18 protein-coding genes and 1 tRNA gene are annotated in these 16,727 nt (G+C 69.5%); 13 read left to right on the top strand and 6 right to left on the bottom strand.

Annotation, left to right across the window (positions count from 1 at the left end; all coding sequences use genetic code 11):
- Positions 1–13: 13 nt before the first annotated feature.
- The gene (locus QF032_RS38145; RefSeq protein ID WP_307049193.1) at positions 14–811 is read right to left on the bottom strand and encodes an IclR family transcriptional regulator; all 798 of its coding nucleotides are present in this window, start codon (positions 809–811) and stop codon (positions 14–16) included.
- 405 nt (positions 812–1,216) lie between these two features.
- Here QF032_RS38145 and QF032_RS38150 point away from each other — a divergent pair, with 405 nt between their 5' ends.
- The 7 genes from QF032_RS38150 (at position 1,217) to QF032_RS38180 (ending at position 8,788) form a co-directional block, all read left to right on the top strand.
- Entirely contained in the window at positions 1,217–2,302 is a 1,086-nt protein-coding gene (locus QF032_RS38150) for an S-(hydroxymethyl)mycothiol dehydrogenase (protein WP_307049195.1), read from the top strand.
- Positions 2,303–2,386: 84 nt separating this feature from the next.
- Positions 2,387–3,520, top strand: a complete 1,134-nt coding sequence (locus QF032_RS38155; RefSeq protein WP_307049197.1) for an aromatic ring-hydroxylating oxygenase subunit alpha — start codon at positions 2,387–2,389, stop codon at positions 3,518–3,520.
- 219 nt (positions 3,521–3,739) lie between these two features.
- A complete protein-coding gene (locus tag QF032_RS38160) occupies positions 3,740–4,921 on the top strand; it encodes an NAD(P)/FAD-dependent oxidoreductase (RefSeq protein WP_307049199.1) in 1,182 nt (393 codons plus the stop codon).
- Positions 4,922–4,971: 50 nt separating this feature from the next.
- Positions 4,972–6,231, top strand: coding sequence for a serine hydroxymethyltransferase (glyA, locus tag QF032_RS38165; protein ID WP_307049201.1), 1,260 nt, complete (start codon positions 4,972–4,974; stop codon positions 6,229–6,231).
- 68 nt (positions 6,232–6,299) lie between these two features.
- Positions 6,300–7,682, top strand: coding sequence for an L-serine ammonia-lyase (locus tag QF032_RS38170; RefSeq protein ID WP_306955752.1), 1,383 nt, complete (start codon positions 6,300–6,302; stop codon positions 7,680–7,682).
- Between the two features lie 54 nt (positions 7,683–7,736).
- The gene (fdhD, locus tag QF032_RS38175; RefSeq protein ID WP_307059682.1) at positions 7,737–8,570 is read left to right on the top strand and encodes a formate dehydrogenase accessory sulfurtransferase FdhD; all 834 of its coding nucleotides are present in this window, start codon (positions 7,737–7,739) and stop codon (positions 8,568–8,570) included.
- A gap of 32 nt (positions 8,571–8,602) precedes the next feature.
- A complete protein-coding gene (locus tag QF032_RS38180) occupies positions 8,603–8,788 on the top strand; it encodes an aldehyde dehydrogenase family protein (RefSeq protein WP_307049203.1) in 186 nt (61 codons plus the stop codon).
- A gap of 95 nt (positions 8,789–8,883) precedes the next feature.
- On the opposite strand, the gene QF032_RS38185 is transcribed toward QF032_RS38180, so the two are convergent.
- On the bottom strand, positions 8,884–9,378 hold the full coding sequence (locus tag QF032_RS38185; protein WP_307049205.1) for a lamin tail domain-containing protein: 495 nt from the start codon (positions 9,376–9,378) through the stop codon (positions 8,884–8,886).
- Positions 9,379–9,530: 152 nt separating this feature from the next.
- Here QF032_RS38185 and QF032_RS38190 point away from each other — a divergent pair.
- Together QF032_RS38190 and QF032_RS38195 are read left to right on the top strand one after the other, a co-directional pair.
- Positions 9,531–9,607, top strand: a tRNA-Trp gene (locus tag QF032_RS38190).
- A gap of 170 nt (positions 9,608–9,777) precedes the next feature.
- On the top strand, positions 9,778–10,230 hold the full coding sequence (locus QF032_RS38195) for a DUF1569 domain-containing protein (RefSeq protein ID WP_307049207.1): 453 nt from the start codon (positions 9,778–9,780) through the stop codon (positions 10,228–10,230).
- Between the two features lie 65 nt (positions 10,231–10,295).
- Here the strand turns inward: QF032_RS38195 and QF032_RS38200 are convergent, their stop codons facing one another.
- The 3 genes from QF032_RS38200 to QF032_RS38210 form a co-directional block, all read right to left on the bottom strand.
- Positions 10,296–10,454: a hypothetical protein gene (locus tag QF032_RS38200; RefSeq protein ID WP_307049209.1), complete on the bottom strand. Its 159-nt coding sequence runs from the start codon at positions 10,452–10,454 to the stop codon at positions 10,296–10,298.
- A 75-nt stretch (positions 10,455–10,529) separates the two neighbouring features.
- Positions 10,530–10,724: a hypothetical protein gene (locus QF032_RS38205; RefSeq protein WP_307049211.1), complete on the bottom strand. Its 195-nt coding sequence runs from the start codon at positions 10,722–10,724 to the stop codon at positions 10,530–10,532.
- Between the two features lie 390 nt (positions 10,725–11,114).
- Positions 11,115–11,546 (bottom strand): hypothetical protein, encoded by a 432-nt coding sequence (locus tag QF032_RS38210; protein ID WP_307049214.1) that lies wholly within the window; start codon positions 11,544–11,546, stop codon positions 11,115–11,117.
- A 370-nt stretch (positions 11,547–11,916) separates the two neighbouring features.
- Between QF032_RS38210 and QF032_RS38215 the strand changes: the two genes are divergently transcribed.
- From QF032_RS38215 to QF032_RS38230, 4 genes are all read left to right on the top strand, one after another.
- Complete coding sequence (locus tag QF032_RS38215; RefSeq protein ID WP_307059684.1) at positions 11,917–13,053, top strand: hypothetical protein; 1,137 nt, start codon at positions 11,917–11,919, stop codon at positions 13,051–13,053.
- Positions 13,054–13,250: 197 nt separating this feature from the next.
- A complete protein-coding gene (locus QF032_RS38220; protein WP_307059686.1) occupies positions 13,251–13,691 on the top strand; it encodes a MarR family winged helix-turn-helix transcriptional regulator in 441 nt (146 codons plus the stop codon).
- Between the two features lie 81 nt (positions 13,692–13,772).
- Positions 13,773–14,663 (top strand): NmrA family NAD(P)-binding protein, encoded by an 891-nt coding sequence (locus QF032_RS38225; protein WP_307059687.1) that lies wholly within the window; start codon positions 13,773–13,775, stop codon positions 14,661–14,663.
- 105 nt (positions 14,664–14,768) lie between these two features.
- Entirely contained in the window at positions 14,769–14,921 is a 153-nt protein-coding gene (locus QF032_RS38230) for a hypothetical protein (RefSeq protein ID WP_307059689.1), read from the top strand.
- A gap of 172 nt (positions 14,922–15,093) precedes the next feature.
- On the opposite strand, the gene QF032_RS38235 is transcribed toward QF032_RS38230, so the two are convergent.
- Positions 15,094–15,984 (bottom strand): MerR family transcriptional regulator, encoded by an 891-nt coding sequence (locus QF032_RS38235; protein ID WP_307059691.1) that lies wholly within the window; start codon positions 15,982–15,984, stop codon positions 15,094–15,096.
- Between the last annotated feature and the right edge of the window lie 743 nt (positions 15,985–16,727).

Genomic DNA, 16,727 nt, shown 5'->3' on the forward strand with positions numbered 1-16,727 from the left:
TCTTCGCGGGCGGTCAGCCCAGATAACCCATCCTGCGGCTGATCTCCTCGGCGCCCCGCGTCAGCACGGGCACGAGTTCGCGCATGCGCTCCTCGGTGAAGCGGTAGGCCGGGCCGGAGGCGCTGAGCGCGGCGATGACCTCGCCGTCGCGCGAGCGGATCGGGGCCGCCATCGCGTGCAGTCCGACCTCCAGCTCCTCCAGCGTCACCGCGTACCCGAGCTCGCGCGCCTCGGTGAGGACCTTCTCCAGCTTCGGCTTGGCGGTCAGAGTGTGCGGGGTCAGCTTCCGCAGTCCGGACGCCTCCAGCACCTCGGAGCGCCGCCGCTGCGACAGGTGGGCGAGCAGGATCTTGCCGCTGGACGTGGCGTGCACGGGGGTGAGCTGGCCGACCCAGTTGTGGGTGCCGACCGCACCCGGTCCCCGTACCTGGTGGAGGTTGACCGCGTAGTGCTCCTGCAGCACCGCGATGTTGACGGTCTCGCCGATCTCCTCGCTGAGCCGCTCGCAGACCTGCCGGCCCTGCTGGGTGATGTCGAGTCTGCCCGTGACGGCGCCTGCGAGCCGCACGACGCCGAAACCGAGCCGGTACTTGCCCCGCTCGGCGGTCTGCTCGACCAGCCCGCGTGCCTCCAGCGCCCCGAGGAGCCGGAAGGCGGTGGACTTGTGGACATCGATCTCGGCGGCGACCTCGCTGACACCGGCCTCGCCGCGCCGGGCGAGGATCTCCAGGACGCTGACGGCGCGGTCGACGGACTGCACACCGTTCACCGCAGGCCCACTTGTTGCGCCCTCTGCCGCGTAGTTGCTCATAGTGCAACTATACGCAGTCGCGTCCGGAGGTTCCGAGGTGTTCCCGGTGCGGGGCGCCCTGGCCGGAACCGGTCGCCCGCATGGTCGCACGGCCCCTCCCGTTCGGGGAAGAGGGCGGTGCCGAGGGGGTACGGGCAAGTCGGCGCGGCCGGCCTCTTGACAGTGGGTGCCCCCGGGGAGACAGTTTGGTCGTCGTTGCTCATGGCGAAAGCAGTTGCGCTATATAGAACGCAAGGAGCGGATGGTCCGGCCACGGCCTCCGTCCTGGCGCCGATGAAGACACTCCCTCCCTTCCTTCCCTCCCCTTCCTCGCCGACAGCTCCGGGGAGCGTTCGGCGTCCTCCCGCCGCCCAGCACATCCGGCCGAAGCACGGATTCGGCCGTCCCCCGACGAGGAGATCGACCGTGACACACGAGGTACGCGCCGTCGTCGCCCGCAGGAAGGGCGCCCCGGTCTCGGTGGAGACCGTCCTGGTGCCGGACCCCGGCCCCGGAGAGGCGCTCGTGCGGGTGCAGGCCTGCGGCGTCTGCCACACCGACCTGCACTACCGGGAGGGCGGGATCGGCGACGCGTTCCCCTACCTGCTCGGCCATGAGGCGGCGGGTGTGGTGGAGTCGGTCGGCGAGGGTGTCACGGACGTCGCCCCCGGCGACTTCGTCATCCTCAACTGGCGCGCCGTCTGCGGCACCTGCAGGGCCTGCCGCAGGGGCAGGCCCTGGTACTGCTTCGCCACCCACAACGCCACCCGGCCGATGACCCTGGCCGACGGCACCCCGCTCTCCCCGGCCCTCGGCATCGGCGCCTTCGCCGAGAAAACCCTGGTCGCCGCCGGACAGTGCACCAAGGTGGACCCCATGGCCGCCCCCGCCGCGGCCGGCCTCCTCGGCTGCGGTGTGACGGCCGGGTTCGGCGCCGCGGTCAACACCGGCGGCGTGGGACGCGGTGACTCCCTCGCGGTGATCGGCTGTGGCGGCGTGGGCATGGCCGCCGTCGCCGGCGCCAAGATCGCCGGCGCCGGCCGCATCATCGCCGTCGACGTCGACGAGCGGAAACTGAAGTGGGCCGAGCGGTTCGGCGCCACCGACACCGTCGACGCCTCCAGGACCGACGCCGTCGAGGCGATCCGGAAACTCACCGGCGGCTTCGGCGCCGATGTCGTGGTGGACGCGGTGGGCCGCCCCGAGACGTTCAGGCAGGCCTTCTACGCCCGCGACCTGGCCGGCACGGCCGTCCTGGTGGGCGTCCCCACCCCGGAGCTGACCCTCGACCTGCCCCTGCTCGACGTCTTCGGGCGCGGCGGCGCACTGAAGTCCTCCTGGTACGGCGACTGCCTGCCCTCCCGCGACTTTCCCGCCCTGATCGACCTCTACCTCCAGGGCCGCTTCCCCCTCGGTGAGTTCGTCACCGAGACCGTCGGCCTGGACGACGTCGAGGCCGCGTTCGCCACGATGCGCCACGGCGACGTCCTGCGTTCGGTGGTGGTCCTGTGACCGCCCGCATCGAGCGCCCGTCACCCCCGGCCGCTCGCCCGGCGCGGTCCGCCTCCACTCACGAATTCCCCGGAAGGTGACTCGATGACCCTCACCAATTTGCCGCCCAGCCTCATCCCCACGCTGTCCGGCGCGTACTACACGGACCCAGGAGTCTTCGCCCAGGAGCAGGAACGGGTCTTCGAGGCCATGTGGTTCTGTGTGACCCGCGCCTCCGAGCTGGCCAAACCCGGCGCCTTCCGCACCTACCAGGTCGGACGTGAGAGCGTCCTCGTCTCCCGCTCCCGGGACGGGTCGGTCAAAGCCTTCCTCAATATTTGCCGGCACCGTGGGGCCAAGCTCTGCACCGAGGAGTCCGGCGAGGTCAAGCGGGCCTTCCAGTGCCCCTACCACGCCTGGACGTACGGCCTGGACGGCAAGCTGGTCGCCGCACCGAACCTGACCTCGATGCCGGATATCGACCGGACCGAGTACGGCCTGGTCGACGTCCATGTGCGGGAATGGCTCGGCTATGTGTGGGTGTGCCTCGCCGACGAGCCGCCGTCCTTCGAGGCGGACGTGCTGGGTGCGGTCGTCGAGCGGCTCGGCGACCTGGAGTCGATCGAGCGGTACGACATCGACAACCTGTCCGTCGGGCGTCGGATCACCTATGACGTGAAGGCGAACTGGAAGCTCATCATCGAGAACTTCATGGAGTGCTACCACTGCGCCACGATCCACCCGGAACTGACCGAGGTGCTGCCGGAGTTCGCGGACGGGTACGCCGCGCAGTACTACGTGGGGCACGGCGCGGAGTTCGGTGAGGAGGTGCGGGGGTTCACTGTGGACGGCTCCGAGGGCCTGGACCGCATCCCGGGTGTCGCCGAGGACCAGGACCGCCGTTACTACGCGATCACCGTGCGGCCGCAGGTGTTCATCAACCTCGTCCCCGACCACGTGATCTTCCACCGCATGTACCCGATGGCGGCCGACCGCACGGTCGTCGAGTGCGACTGGCTGTACCTCCCGCACGTCGTCGAGAGCGGCAAGGACGTCAGCCGGTCCGTGGAGCTCTTCGACCGGGTCAACCGGCAGGACTTCGACGCCTGTGAGCGCACCCAGCCCGGCATGAGCTCACGGCTGTACGTCAAGGGCGGTGTGCTGGTGCCCAGCGAGCACCACATAGGCGAGTTCCACACCTGGCTCCAGAACAAGCTGGACGCAGGACCCGCGCTCTGACCTGCCTCCGCCCCCCCCGAACCCCCGTCCACCTGCCGCTCCGGTCCCTGCGGCAGGTGGACGGGCCACCGACGGAATCGTTGCGATCAGTGCAACCTGGAGCGTCATCAGGAACGATCAGTGGTCCACCCTCTTGACACTCCCGAATTCCACCGAAACCATGTTGCGCATAACGCGTTTCGTTGTGCCATGTGAGACATTTCTTCGTCTGGAGCCCGCATGAGGAGCATCACCGTCGTCGGAGCGTCACTGGCGGGCCTGAGCACGGTCCGCGCGCTGCGCGCAGAGGGCTACGACGGCGAGATCGTCGTCGTGGGGGAGGAGCGCCACACTCCCTACGACCGCCCTCCGCTGTCCAAGGACTTCCTCAAGGGCGACATCGACGCCGACGCGCTCGCCCTCGGCGACGCCGGCGAGTACGACGACCTGGACGTGCACTGGCTGCTCGGCGAACGCGCGGTCCGTCTCGACCCCGTCGCCCGGACCGTCACCCTGACCGGAGGGCAGCAGGTGCGCACCCACGGCGTGGTCGTCGCCACCGGGGCGAGCCCCCGCACGCTCCCCGGATCCGACGGGCTGGCCGGCGTCCACACCCTGCGCACCCTGGACGACGCCGTCGCCCTGCGGGCCGAGCTGCTGGACGGCCTGCCCAGGGTCGTCGTCATCGGCGCCGGCTTCATCGGCGCCGAAGTGGCCTCGACCGCCCACCGGCTGGGCCTGCACGTCACCCTCGTCGAGGCGGCCGACGTACCGCTGGAGCGCCAACTCGGTCGGGAGATGGGCCTGGTCTGCTCCTCCCTGCACACCGATCACGGCGTCCATCTGCTGTGCGGCACCGGCGTGGCCGAACTGCTGGGCGAGGACCGGGTCACCGGCGTCCGGCTGGCGGACGGGCGGGTGCTGCCCGCCGACGTGGTCGTGGCCGGCGTGGGCGTCCGGCCCAACACCGACTGGCTCGCCGGCTCCGGAGTCCTGGTGGACGACGGCGTGGTGTGCGACGCCGGCTGCGCGACCACCGTCCCGGGCGTCGTCGCCGTCGGTGACGTGGCCCGCTGCCCCCACCCCTTCACCGGCCGCCACGCCCGCATCGAGCACTGGAGCAACGCCACCGAGCAGGCAAGGACCGCCGCCCGGACCCTGCTGACCGGGGTGTCCGCCCCGGCCCCGCTCACCGCCCCCTACTTCTGGTCCGACCAGTACCGGACGCGCATCCAGCTCGCCGGTCACGTCGTCCCCGGCGCGGAGCCCGAGGTCGTCGAGGGGGACCTCGACAGCCGTACCTTCACGGCCGTCTACCGGCACGAGGGCAAGCCCGTGGCTGTGCTCTCCCTCAACCAGCCGAAGTTCTTCAACCGGCTCCGCCGCACGCTCGTCCCCGCCGCCGCGGTCGCCGTCCCCTGAGCGTCCCGCTCTCTCCCTCCTCCCTCCGGAACCCTCACAGGAGACCGCTGATGACCCTGCTCAACCAGTCCCTGCACGACCTCGACCCCGAGGTCGCCGCCGCCGTCGACGCAGAGCTGAACCGCCAGCAGTCCACCCTGGAGATGATCGCCTCGGAGAACTTCGCTCCGGTGGCGGTCATGGAGGCCCAGGGCACGGTCCTGACCAACAAGTACGCCGAGGGCTACCCCGGCCGCCGCTACTACGGCGGCTGCGAGCACGTCGACGTCACCGAGCAGATCGCCATCGACCGCCTCAAGGACCTCTTCGGCGCCGAGTACGCCAACGTCCAGCCGCATTCCGGCGCCTCGGCGAACCAGGCCGCGCTGTTCGCCCTCGCCCAGCCCGGCGACACCATCCTCGGTCTCGATCTTGCCCACGGCGGCCACCTCACCCACGGCATGCGCATCAACTTCTCCGGCAAGCAGTTCAACGTCGTTCCCTACCACGTCGACGACGCCGGCCTGGTCGACATGGACGAGGTCGAGCAGCTCGCCAAGGAGCATCGCCCGAAGGTGATCATCGCGGGCTGGTCCGCCTACCCCCGGCAGCTGGACTTCGCCGCCTTCCGCCGGATCGCCGACGAGACCGGCGCGTTCCTGTGGGTCGACATGGCCCACTTCGCCGGGCTGGTCGCGGCCGGTCTTCACCCGAACCCGGTCGAGTACGCGGACGTGGTCACCTCCACCACCCACAAGACCCTCGGGGGTCCCCGCGGCGGCATCATCCTCGCCCGGAGCACGGAGTTCGCGAAGAAGCTCAACTCGTCGGTGTTCCCGGGCTTCCAGGGCGGTCCGCTGGAGCATGTCATCGCGGCGAAGGCGGTCTCCTTCAAGGTCGCCGCGAGCGAGGAGTTCAAGGAGCGCCAGAGCCGTACCGTGGAGGGCGCCAAGATCCTCGCCGAGCGGCTGACGGCCCCCGATGCCCGGGAGGCCGGCGTCGACGTGCTGTCCGGCGGCACGGACGTGCACCTGATCCTGGTCGACCTGCGCAACTCCGCACTGGACGGACAACAGGCCGAGGACCGCCTCCACGAGGTCGGCATCACCGTCAACCGCAACGCCGTCCCGAACGACCCGCGCCCCCCGATGGTCACCTCCGGCCTGCGCATCGGCACGCCGGCCCTGGCCACCCGAGGCTTCACCGCCGAGGACTTCACCGAGGTCGCCGACGTCATCGCCGAGGCGCTGAAGCCGTCGTACGACACCGAAGCCCTCAAGGCCAGGGTCAAGGCCCTCGCCGACAAGCACCCGCTCTACCCCGGCCTGTAACCGACAACCCCCGCAGGGGGCGTGCCGTCACCGACCGGCACACCCCCTCCGACTCCACGGAGCGTGGCGTGGCAATCAGCGTCTTCGACCTGTTCTCCATAGGCATCGGCCCGTCCAGCTCGCACACCGTGGGCCCGATGCGCGCCGCCGGGATGTTCGTCAGGCGGCTGAAGCAGGACGGGGTGCTGGCCCAGACCGCCGCCGTGCGGGCGGAGTTGTTCGGTTCCCTCGGCGCCACCGGCCACGGCCACGGCACCCCCAAGGCGGTGCTGCTCGGGCTGGAGGGCAACGAGCCGCACACGGTCGACGTCGCCCGGGCCGACCTGGACGTCGAGCGGATCCGCGCCACCGGGCGCATCCGGCTGCTCGGCGTGGAGATCGGCCGCGCCCACGAGGTGGCCTTCGACGCCTCGACCCAACTGGTCCTGCACCGCAGGCGGTCACTGCCCTACCACGCAAACGGCATGATCCTCTTCGCGTACGACGCCGATGGCGTCCCCCTGCTGGAGAAGACGTACTACTCCGTCGGCGGCGGCTTCGTGGTCGACGAGGAGGCCGCCGGCGCGGACCGCATCAAGCTCGACGACACCGTCCTGCCCCATCCGTTCAGCACGGGCGACGAACTGCTGCGGCTCGCCCGGGAGACCGGGCTGTCGATCTCCGCGCTGATGCTGGAGAACGAGAGGGCCTGGCGCACTGAGGCGGAGATCCGCGCGGGCCTGCTGGAGATCTGGCGCGTCATGGAGGCCTGCATTTCCCGGGGCCTGGGCCGCGAGGGCATCCTTCCCGGCGGTCTGAAGGTCCGTCGCCGGGCCGCGGCGGCAGCCCGCGCCCTGCGCAGCGAGGGCGACCCGCAGGCCCGCTCCATGGAGTGGATCACGCTGTACGCGATGGCGGTCAACGAGGAGAACGCCGCCGGCGGCCGGGTCGTCACGGCCCCGACGAACGGCGCGGCCGGCATCATCCCCGCCGTCCTGCGTTACTTCCTCGATTTCGTACCGGGAGCCGACGACGACGGCATCGTCCGCTTTCTGCTCGCCGCCGGCGCCATCGGTCTCCTCTTCAAGGAGAACGCCTCCATCTCCGGCGCCGAGGTCGGCTGCCAGGGCGAGGTCGGATCCGCCTGCTCCATGGCCGCGGGCGGCCTCGCCGAGGTCATGGGCGGCAGCCCCGAACAGGTCGAGAACGCCGCGGAGATCGGCATGGAACACAACCTGGGCCTCACCTGCGACCCCGTCGGCGGCCTCGTCCAGATCCCCTGCATCGAGCGCAACGGCATGGCCGCGGTGAAGGCCGTCACCGCCGCGCGTATGGCTCTGCGCGGCGACGGCCGTCACCACGTCTCCCTCGACAAGGTCATCAAGACCATGAAGGAGACCGGCGCCGACATGAAGGTCAAGTACAAGGAGACCGCCCGCGGCGGCCTCGCCGTCAACGTCATCGAGTGCTGAGCACCGCAGAGCAGCGGCTGCGATCCCGACGACGACAGAACTGGGAGTGAGGCCATGGGCCGGGTCACCGAACGACGGCGCGTGCTGCGGATCAGGGACGGAGCGCCGAGCACCCGCCCCGACACGCTGGTCGCCGAGGAGCCCATGGAGATCCGCCTCGACGGCAGGCCCCTGGCCGTCACCATGCGCACCCCCGGCGACGACTTCGCCCTCGCCGCGGGATTCCTGGTGAGCGAGGGCGTGGTGAGCCGGGCCTCGGACGTGACGAACATCGTGTACTGCGCGGGAGCCACCCAGGACGGCGGCAACACCTACAACGTCGTCGACGTCCGTCTCGCCCCCGGCGTGCCGCTGCCCGACATCACGCTGGAACGCAACGTGTACACCACGTCGTCGTGCGGCCTGTGCGGGAAGGCGAGCCTCGACGCCGTGCGGACCACGGCACGATGGCCCATCGCGGACACGCCCCCGGTCCGGGTCACCCCCGGCCTGCTGGCCCGCCTGCCCGACCGACTGCGGGCCGCGCAACAGGTGTTCGACCGCACCGGCGGACTGCACGCGGCCGGGCTGTTCTCGCCCGAGGGCGACCTGCTGGACCTGCGCGAGGACATCGGCCGGCACAACGCCGTCGACAAGGTGGTCGGCCGCGCGCTCCGGTCCGGTGAACTCCCGCTGTCCCGAACCGTTCTGCTGGTCTCCGGACGCGCGTCCTTCGAACTCGCCCAGAAGGCCGTCATGGCGGGCATCCCCGTGCTCGCCGCCGTCTCCGCGCCGTCCTCCCTCGCGGTGGACCTGGCCAAGGAGACCGGACTCACCCTCGTCGGCTTCCTGCGCGGCGGAACCATGAATGTCTACGCGGGCGATCACCGCCTCGACGTACGGGCCTGACCCCGGAGTTGTCGGCGGCGCTGATCCCCCCGGTGGCCACCCGCGGTCCGGTCAGCGCCCGCCGGATCACCAGCGGCGCGGCCTTCGCCAACGCGACCGTCGCATCCGACCCGCGCCTGGCCTTCGGCGGCACCGAGCGCAGCGGCCAAGGCCGCGAACTGGCTGCCACCGGCCTCCGCGAGTTCACCCACACACGCACGGACTGGGTCACCGGCTGAGCCCTTGCCGGCCCGCTCCCAGGACCTGACTGCCACCACACGGGCAGACAGGTCCTCGTGCTGCCCCGCGGGGCAAGGATCGGCTCAGCGGGAAGTCAGCCGTGGTAGTTGATGTATCCGTTGCCGTCGGCGTCGTTGGCGCGCTTGGTGTAGGAGTGGACGTCTGCCTTGGCGCCGGAGGGCTTGAGCAGGTAGATGGTGTCCTTGTCGTTGTTCCAGATGAAGTTGCAGTTCTGGCGGTATACGACGTTGCCCGCGTCGGAGTTGGTGCCCCGGCCGCCGCGCAGTTTCACGTAGTCGCCCGGCTCGAGCTTGTGGCTGGCGGCGAAGGTGAACTTGTTGCCCGTGGCGTCCTTGACGACGTAGCCCTTGAGGTCGACGGTCGCGGTGCGGGAGTAGTTCTTGATCGTCAGGTACTCGTTCTTGGTGTTGCCGCCGGTACACCGGTTGGAGTCGCTGCCGGGGGCGTCGTACTGGACACCCTTGATCTTCAGCGCGGACGTGTACTCGGTGGCCTGGGCCGGTCCGGCGGTGATCACAGCGATCGTGCCCGCGGCGACAACTGCGGCCAGGGCGAGGCGTATAGGCATGAGGATTCCCCCCTCAGTGGTGCGAATGGAGCGCCTGGAGCCTACCGGAAGTGATCGGTAGGTGTTCCTTTCGTGTGTAAACCGTGAAGGTGGCGCTCGGCGAAATCCCTTGGAGATGCCGCGGTCGGTCATGCCAAGCTGTCACCCACCGAAGGGGTGTAGCTCAGATGGCCAGAGCGCCGGCCTCCAAAGCCGGATGCCGCAGGTTCGACTCCTGCCGCCCCTGCCACCGATCAGGCCCTGAAGCAGCCTCGGCGAGGTCGCCGTCAGGGACCACGGCACTGCTCGGCCGTGTGCACCTCTCCGGATTGCCGGGGGGTGACGGAGTGGCCCCGGCTTCGGAACGGCGGGCTCGCGAGAACGAGATAGTTTCGTTTTGTATCACTGTAGGCTCACGGCATGCCCCCGATCGACCTCGCCCGGCTCGCTGAACGACTGCATCACAACCTCGGCCGCCCCGAGCGCGAGCTGCTGGCTCCGGGAAGTTCCTGGAACCTGTCCCAGACGCTGCAGCACTGTGCCCAGACCGTCCGCTACTCCGTGACCGGTTACCCCGCGCTCAAGCCCGCCCTGTTCCGGGCGACGGCGGGCGCCCTGGCCAAACGGGTCTTCCTGCTCCGCGGCACCATGAAGCACTCGCTCGCTGCCGAGATCGACGGAGCGCCCTCCCTGGATCCGGCACTCCCGGTGACCGAGGCCGCGACCGGCCTCACGGATGCGGTGACCCTGTTCACCGGTCACACCGCGGAGCACGCCCCCCACCCCGCCTATGGACGCTGCACGCACGACGAGTTCGCGCGGCTGCACTCGATGCACCTCGCCGAGCACCTCCCCGGCCTGGTGGACGTCTGACGGCACGTCAAGCCGGGGTGCCGTGACACCTCGAGGGACCGTGCGCTTCGCAGGCCGCACCCTGGTCACGCGGGGCTCTGCCGCAGGCCGGTGACGCCGCCGGGGACGCCGGTGACGGTGAAGCCGCGCACGTCGATCCGGCCGACCTCGGCGCGGAGCGGGCCGGTGGACCAAGGCCAGCCGACGCTGTGCGGCCGTCGACGTCCAGGCAGTAGCTCGTGCACCCGCCGGAGTTGTAGACGGTGCCGGCCGGAGCGGCCCGCAGTCGGGCGTTGTGCGCGCTCGAGGCGCCCGGCCGACTACTGGTAGCAGCCACCTACGCACCACACGGTGACGGCGCCGCTCTCGCCGACCGAAGGGGTGCTGTGGGTGACGGCACCGGGAGCCTTGCTGGTCTCCCAGGGCATGGGTGTGGCTATGGCCTGGGATCCGACGGCAGTGAAGGCCGCTGCAGCCACGAACAGAGTGACCATCGCCCGCTTGCACAGATGCATCCGAACTCCTAGACCAAACAGTGAGGTTCGGCTGTCGGCGTCTCTCGGAAGGGCTTGGAAGCCGACTGCCGGTCTCACCGCGCGCACCGCCACAAGCCAAGGACCCCGGATCGTGCTTCGGCGCGATACCCAGGTGCGAAGCGCCAGGAGCGCCGACGGATGATGGAACGGCCGATGCGGTGCCGACACTCTTCTCGGCACCGCATCGGCGCAGGGCGCACGCCTCCCCGGCCGGAAGGCCGGGATCCGCGCAACGGGGCGACCCGTCACCCGGTCGACCGCGGGACCTGCGTGATGTTACTTATCGGGAACTCCACGCATTCGCTCCGCCCCTGAGGCAGCCCCGAGCGCTGCCCACGATGCTCCGGTCGCCCGCTTCGTCAGGGGTGCTTACGAAGTGACTTTGTAGACGTCGGAGCAGAGCAGGCCCTCACTGTTGTTTCCGATGCAAGCCCAGTACGTGTAGGACTTGTCCTCGGCGAGATCCCGGTGCGCGGTGGCGGTGTACGGAGACGCGTGGCCGGCCGTGTTCGCGATGAGATACGGGTCGGCTGTCACGTAGCCGGAGATGCCGTAGCCGTCGGCCTTGGAGTCGGTCGCAGTCAGCGTGTCCCCGTTGGCCGTCCACTTGACGGTGCCGGCGGTGGTGCCACCGGATTTGATGGTGATGGTGCGAGAGCCGTCACTCTGCAGCGCACCGACGGAGAACGTGGCGTTCGGGGCGGCCGAGGCGGAACCCGCGCCCATCGTCAATGCGGTGCCCGTCACGAGAGCGGCAGTGGCAAGGACGGTTACGGTCCGCTTGCGAATGGAAGTGTTCATCTTTCCCCCAAACATGCTGGGGCCGTGGTTGCGGCACCCAGGCGTTTCCTATGGACGATCACGGAGACCGAACCTAGCGGGCTCGTGCCGAGCCCAGTGGGACAGTCGACGCAAAACCAGGATCTGTGGACTCAATGCCAAGACTCTGTCGACCCATTGCGTCTGGTGGCCGAGCCTGCTGTGCAGCCGCTGCAATGTGACGACGCATCGCAGTTGGCAAATCAGCACGCTTGTCGGCAGACGACGCTGTCGTTGCTCTGTGGTTACTCTGCGGAGCGGTCAGTTGTGATCATCTGCTGCGGGGACGCTACGTGAGCTGGTGATGTGGGGCAGTGAGTCCGAAGGTGGATGGCCAGGTCCGTTCCGACGCGTGTGTGAACGCACGCTGATCCGCCTGTCAGCGCCGCACGTTGACGAACTGGTGGTTGCCTGCGCGGACGGCCGCTGGACACGACGCAGGACCGGCCGGGTCGTCCGGCCGGAGATCCGGGAGGCGATCCTCGCCGTTCGGCAGGAGTCGGTGCGGCGCTCCCGGATCTCCATGCGGGGCAAGCACCGCCTGCTGCACCAGTACATGGCCGAGCGGTTCCCCGACTTCCCGACGAAGGACATCTCCAGCTGCGACACCCTGACCCGGATCCGGCGGGAGTGGTTCGGGCCGGGCGGCGCCCGCCAGCGGCATCTAGGGACGGCGGAGATGCTGGACGACACCGGGCCCCGGGTGGTGGTGCACCGCCCGGGCCAGGTGGTCGCGCTGGACTCGACGCCCCTGCCGGTCAAGCTCCGCGAGAGCGTCTTCGGCGAGCCGGTCTCGGTGATGCTCACGCTGGCCCTGGACGTCTACACGCACTCATGCTGCGCATTCCGCCTGACGATGGTCTCGGACACCTCGGTGGACATCGCGATGCTGCTGCGGGACGTGATGATGCCGCTGCCCGTGCGGGAGGGCTGGGGCGAGGAGATGGAGTGGCCCTACCCCGGGGTTCCCTGGGAACGTCGCGGTCCGCAGAGGCCTCGCAGTCCATCTCGTCCAGCCGGCCACGGGCATGTCGTTGAACGAGGCGGGAGCCTATCTCGGCATCGCATCCCTCCTACTTGGATGGCCGCCTGGGGGAGGTTCCGCCCCTTGGAGGAGCGCTTGTACGGTCGCCGAGCCGAACTGTCCATGCTGTTCCAACGTCTCACCGATCACGTCGCTGACCAGCCGGCCGTGGACTACGCCGCCCGACGGAAAGGCTTCGAGAACTGGACTCTCCCCGTGTCGGACCTGCAGAGGATCGTCGAGAACTACCCCAGCAGACGCCGACTCATCGTCGGCGGCTCCCAGGGAGGGGCTCGGGTCCGCGTCGGCTTCTCCGCCCTGGTCTGGTCCCGGCTCACCGGCAGCGAGTGGCGTCTGGCACGTCCAGGCGAACGCCCCGCTGAACGCGGCCGACCCGGCCACCTTCTACGGCGGCGACCGCACCGGATACACCGACTACCGCACCTCGACGCGGCACAGAAGTGACATGGCACCGGCGCGCGACCCGTCGCGCGCCGGTAGAGGCGCCACTTGAGGGTGAAGGGACGGGGTAAGTCGATCAAAGGGGTTGGGGTAAGAGTGCCAGGCCGGTCTCGCAGAGGTGTGCATCTCCTGGTGAGTGGCGTGGTCTGCCGGCCCGCGACGAGTAGGCTGATCGTTCGTCATCGGACGGGGAGGCCGGCGTGGACTATGGGGACAAGCTCTTCTGGCTCTCGGTTGTGATTCAACGCAAGTACGCGCAGATCTGCGCCGAGTTCGACCTGACCCCCTCGCAGGCCACGCTGCTCTGCGCAGTCAGGAACGAGCCGCGGCAGATGGCTGACCTCGCCGCGTCGTTGGGTATGACCAAGAACGCATTGAGCCAGCTGGTCGATCGCACCGCGCGGCGCGAGTTGGTCGGCCGGGCAAGCTCGGCGCAGGATCGACGGGTCGTCATGCTCAGAGCGACGCCCACGGGGAAGGTGCTCGGCGAGGCCGTTTACGCCGAGGTCGCCAAGCGCCTGCCCGAGATCGCGAGGAACCTCGACGCGGACGATCAGCGCGACTTCGAGCGCGTGGCCACCGCCATCGTGGACACCTCGGACCTCTCTTCGCCCACCTCGAACCAACCCATCACACCGTGAGGTTGCTACATCCGCACGTTGACGTAGTTCATGCCATGAACTAGTTTCGTTCATGCCGTGAACCAGTGAAGGGTGGCAGCGATGAGCACACAGACGACCGGCACGATCGCAGTCTTAGGCGCGACGGGGCAACAGGGCGGGGCGGTGGTCGACGCGCTGCTGGACCACAAGGCGCGGGTGCGGGCTTTGGTCCGCAACCCGCAGTCCGACCGGGCTCAGGCGCTGGCCGTCCGCGGCGTCGAGCTGGCGGCCATCCGGGCCGACGACCCGGCGTCGCTGGCCGCCGCGCTGGCGTCGGTCGAGGGGTTCTACTTCATGACCCCGGAGGCGAACAGCCTCGAAGAGGTCGAGGCGGAGATCCGCATCGGTACCGCGCTCGTCGACGCGGCGGTCGAGGCGGGCGTCCCGCACGTCGTGTTCAACTCGGTCTTCGGAGCGGACCGGGAGTCGGGTGTGCCGCACCACGACTCGAAGCACTGGATCGAGGAGCACCTGAGGAAGTCCGGCCTGAGGGCCGCGATGGTTCGCGCGACCGCATTCATGGAGAACTTCGCGAGCGTGATGGCACCGAGCCTGGAGCATGGGGAGATCGTGCTGAGGCTGCCGCTGCCGGAGGACGTCGCCCTGAAGATGATCTCGGTCAGGGACATCGGCCGGGTCGCCGCCGCGCTCCTGCTCGGCACCGCGGAGGCGCCCGGCGGAGCCGTCGAGCTCGTCGGCGACGAGCTGACGGGCCCCCAGATCGCCGCGGCGTTCGGCGCGCGCGCCGGGCTCCCGGCACGGTACGAGACCCTCCCGTTGAGCGTGCTTCCCAACGACCTCGACAAGGCGATGTTCCGCCAGTTCGCGAAGGCGCCGGAATATCCTTCGGACCTCGCGGTGGTGCGCTCGATCGAGCCGGCCACCCTGGACCTGGTCGAGTGGATCCGAGCTACCGGCTGGACCGCGCCCACAAACGTGGCTGGTTCCTGAGCCTCCGGCCGCGATGAACGCCCCGCGATCGTGCCCACGGTCTCGGCGCTCTGGGCACGGCAACGCATCCGCCAACGGTTGAAGTAGTCACGAAGCGCCCGGGGCGTGCCCAAGGCCGACACCGGCACACTGGTTGTCGAGAGGCCGCCGGTCGACGGCGAGGTAAAGATCCACGTCCAGGCGGCCCCGGGCCGCCAACCAAAAGACTTCACCGACTACGCCCGCGAGGCCGCCGCGTCGGCGTCTGGACCCGTATAGCGGATGGCAGGAATAGGCTTGACCGTGTGTCAGCGGCCAGTTCGGAATCACCACGTACGGCCAGGTGTGATGTCACTCTTGCCTACGGCCCGGGCTCGACGTCCGACCCGATCGGTCACATGCGGAGGAACGCGACCGGTTGTCGGGCCACGTCAGTGCCAGGCACAGGCGATCAGCTGTCCGCGGAGTGGGCGTCGGCAAGGGCCTCGCCGAAGAGCCGTCCGGCGAGTTCCACGCAGCGCATCCGGGCAGGAGAGAAGTCGTAAGGCATCTTGGTGATCGCTGCGGCGGCACTCATCTCTGTGCCCTCCTCCCCTTTCAGGTCGGCGTCGTAGATCTCGAAGATCTTCTCCTCGGCCGCGTCGAGACCAGCTGCCTCGATGGCCTGATTCAGGGCCATTTGGTGAGCGCATCGCTGTACGGCGAGCTCTTCGACGCGCGGGTCGTCGGGTTCGACGCCGTCGTCGAGGGCGGCCTCGGCCGCCTCAAGACGGTCCTCCTCGGCCCGCAGGTCGGGGTGGGTGGCCAGCACGATGAACGTGCCGGCCTGGATGGCGGCGCCCAGCGGCCCGAAGATCCGTTCTGTGACTAGCAGGGCGTCCAGATCGGAGGGGCGCAACGCGCCCGGGGGCAGGTGGCTGAGCCGGCCCGTGACCAGTTCGGAGAGCAGCCCCAGCGGGCTGCCCACCGCCTGCAGGCGCTGGACAGCCGCGCGCCGACGTTTGATGGCGGCCTCCTGCGCCGCCAAGGTTTCCTCCAGCCTGCTCAGGACCGACTCGATATCCGGGGCTTGGTCCAGGGCTTCGTCTCCAGCTTCGTCCCGGGCTTCGCCGAAGGCGGCCCGCATGTCGTCCAGGCTGATACCGGCATCAGCCATCTTGCGGATCCACAGCAGGCGGGTCATGTCGTCATAGCCGTAGCGGCGGCGGCCGTCCCCGCCGCGCTCGGGCTCCGGCAGCAGACCGATCTCGTGGTAGTGGCGGATGGCGCGTGGGGTGATCCCGGCGAACGCAGCGGCGTCACCGATCTTGACCTGCCGGGGAGGCGTGAGGGAGGGGTACATCGCAGACGGAGCCTTTCGTGCTGTGGTGCCCCGACCCCACCACATGCCGCTACGGCATGTGCAACAACCCCATCCAGGTGCCACCGGAGCCAGGCCCTAGCTGCCGCCGGGACCGATCAAGAACAACGAACCATCCGGGAACGCAGAGTGACCACCGGCGGCCGGATAGCTCCCCGCCGAGTGGCCGCCGCTGGGGAATTCCCACTGACGGCCGACAACCGTGCCGGCCATCCGCAACGTTGCTCGGCGCGTCTCTGACCGCTGAGGCCTTGTTTCCGTCTGACCAGAGGCGGATCAACTTCATGGACATATGGTCGGCTACCTCATGTCTCACCGAATCTGATCCACCGCAGTTCAGCGCCGCTCAGCATGGATCAGATTCGGTGAGAAGCTCACAGTCCTTCCGGACTTGAGGACTGCGTTTCCGCTGGTCGGGCATAGGGTCGGCGATCCCGTGGGAGTGGTGGCCTGTCGTGCTGTTGCTGCCCGGGAGGTCGTGGATGCCATCGGCGGTTGGGCTGTTGGAACAGCGTGAGCTGGGTGCTCGCCGTCGTGTTGACGAGTTGCGGGAGGAAACCGACCGTGTCCAGGCCGAGTTGGCCGTGGCCGAGCGGGAATGGAAGGAGTGGGCCATCGCCTGCTCGCGGGTCGGCGAGGTGCTGGCCCCTGTGGACGAGGGGGCAGGACCCCGCCCGGGCCGAGGGGACCGCGCCGGCCGCCGAGGAGCAGACCGGCGGGCCGGT

This window comes from Streptomyces achromogenes (assembly GCF_030816715.1).
GTDB lineage: Bacteria > Actinomycetota > Actinomycetes > Streptomycetales > Streptomycetaceae > Streptomyces > Streptomyces achromogenes_A.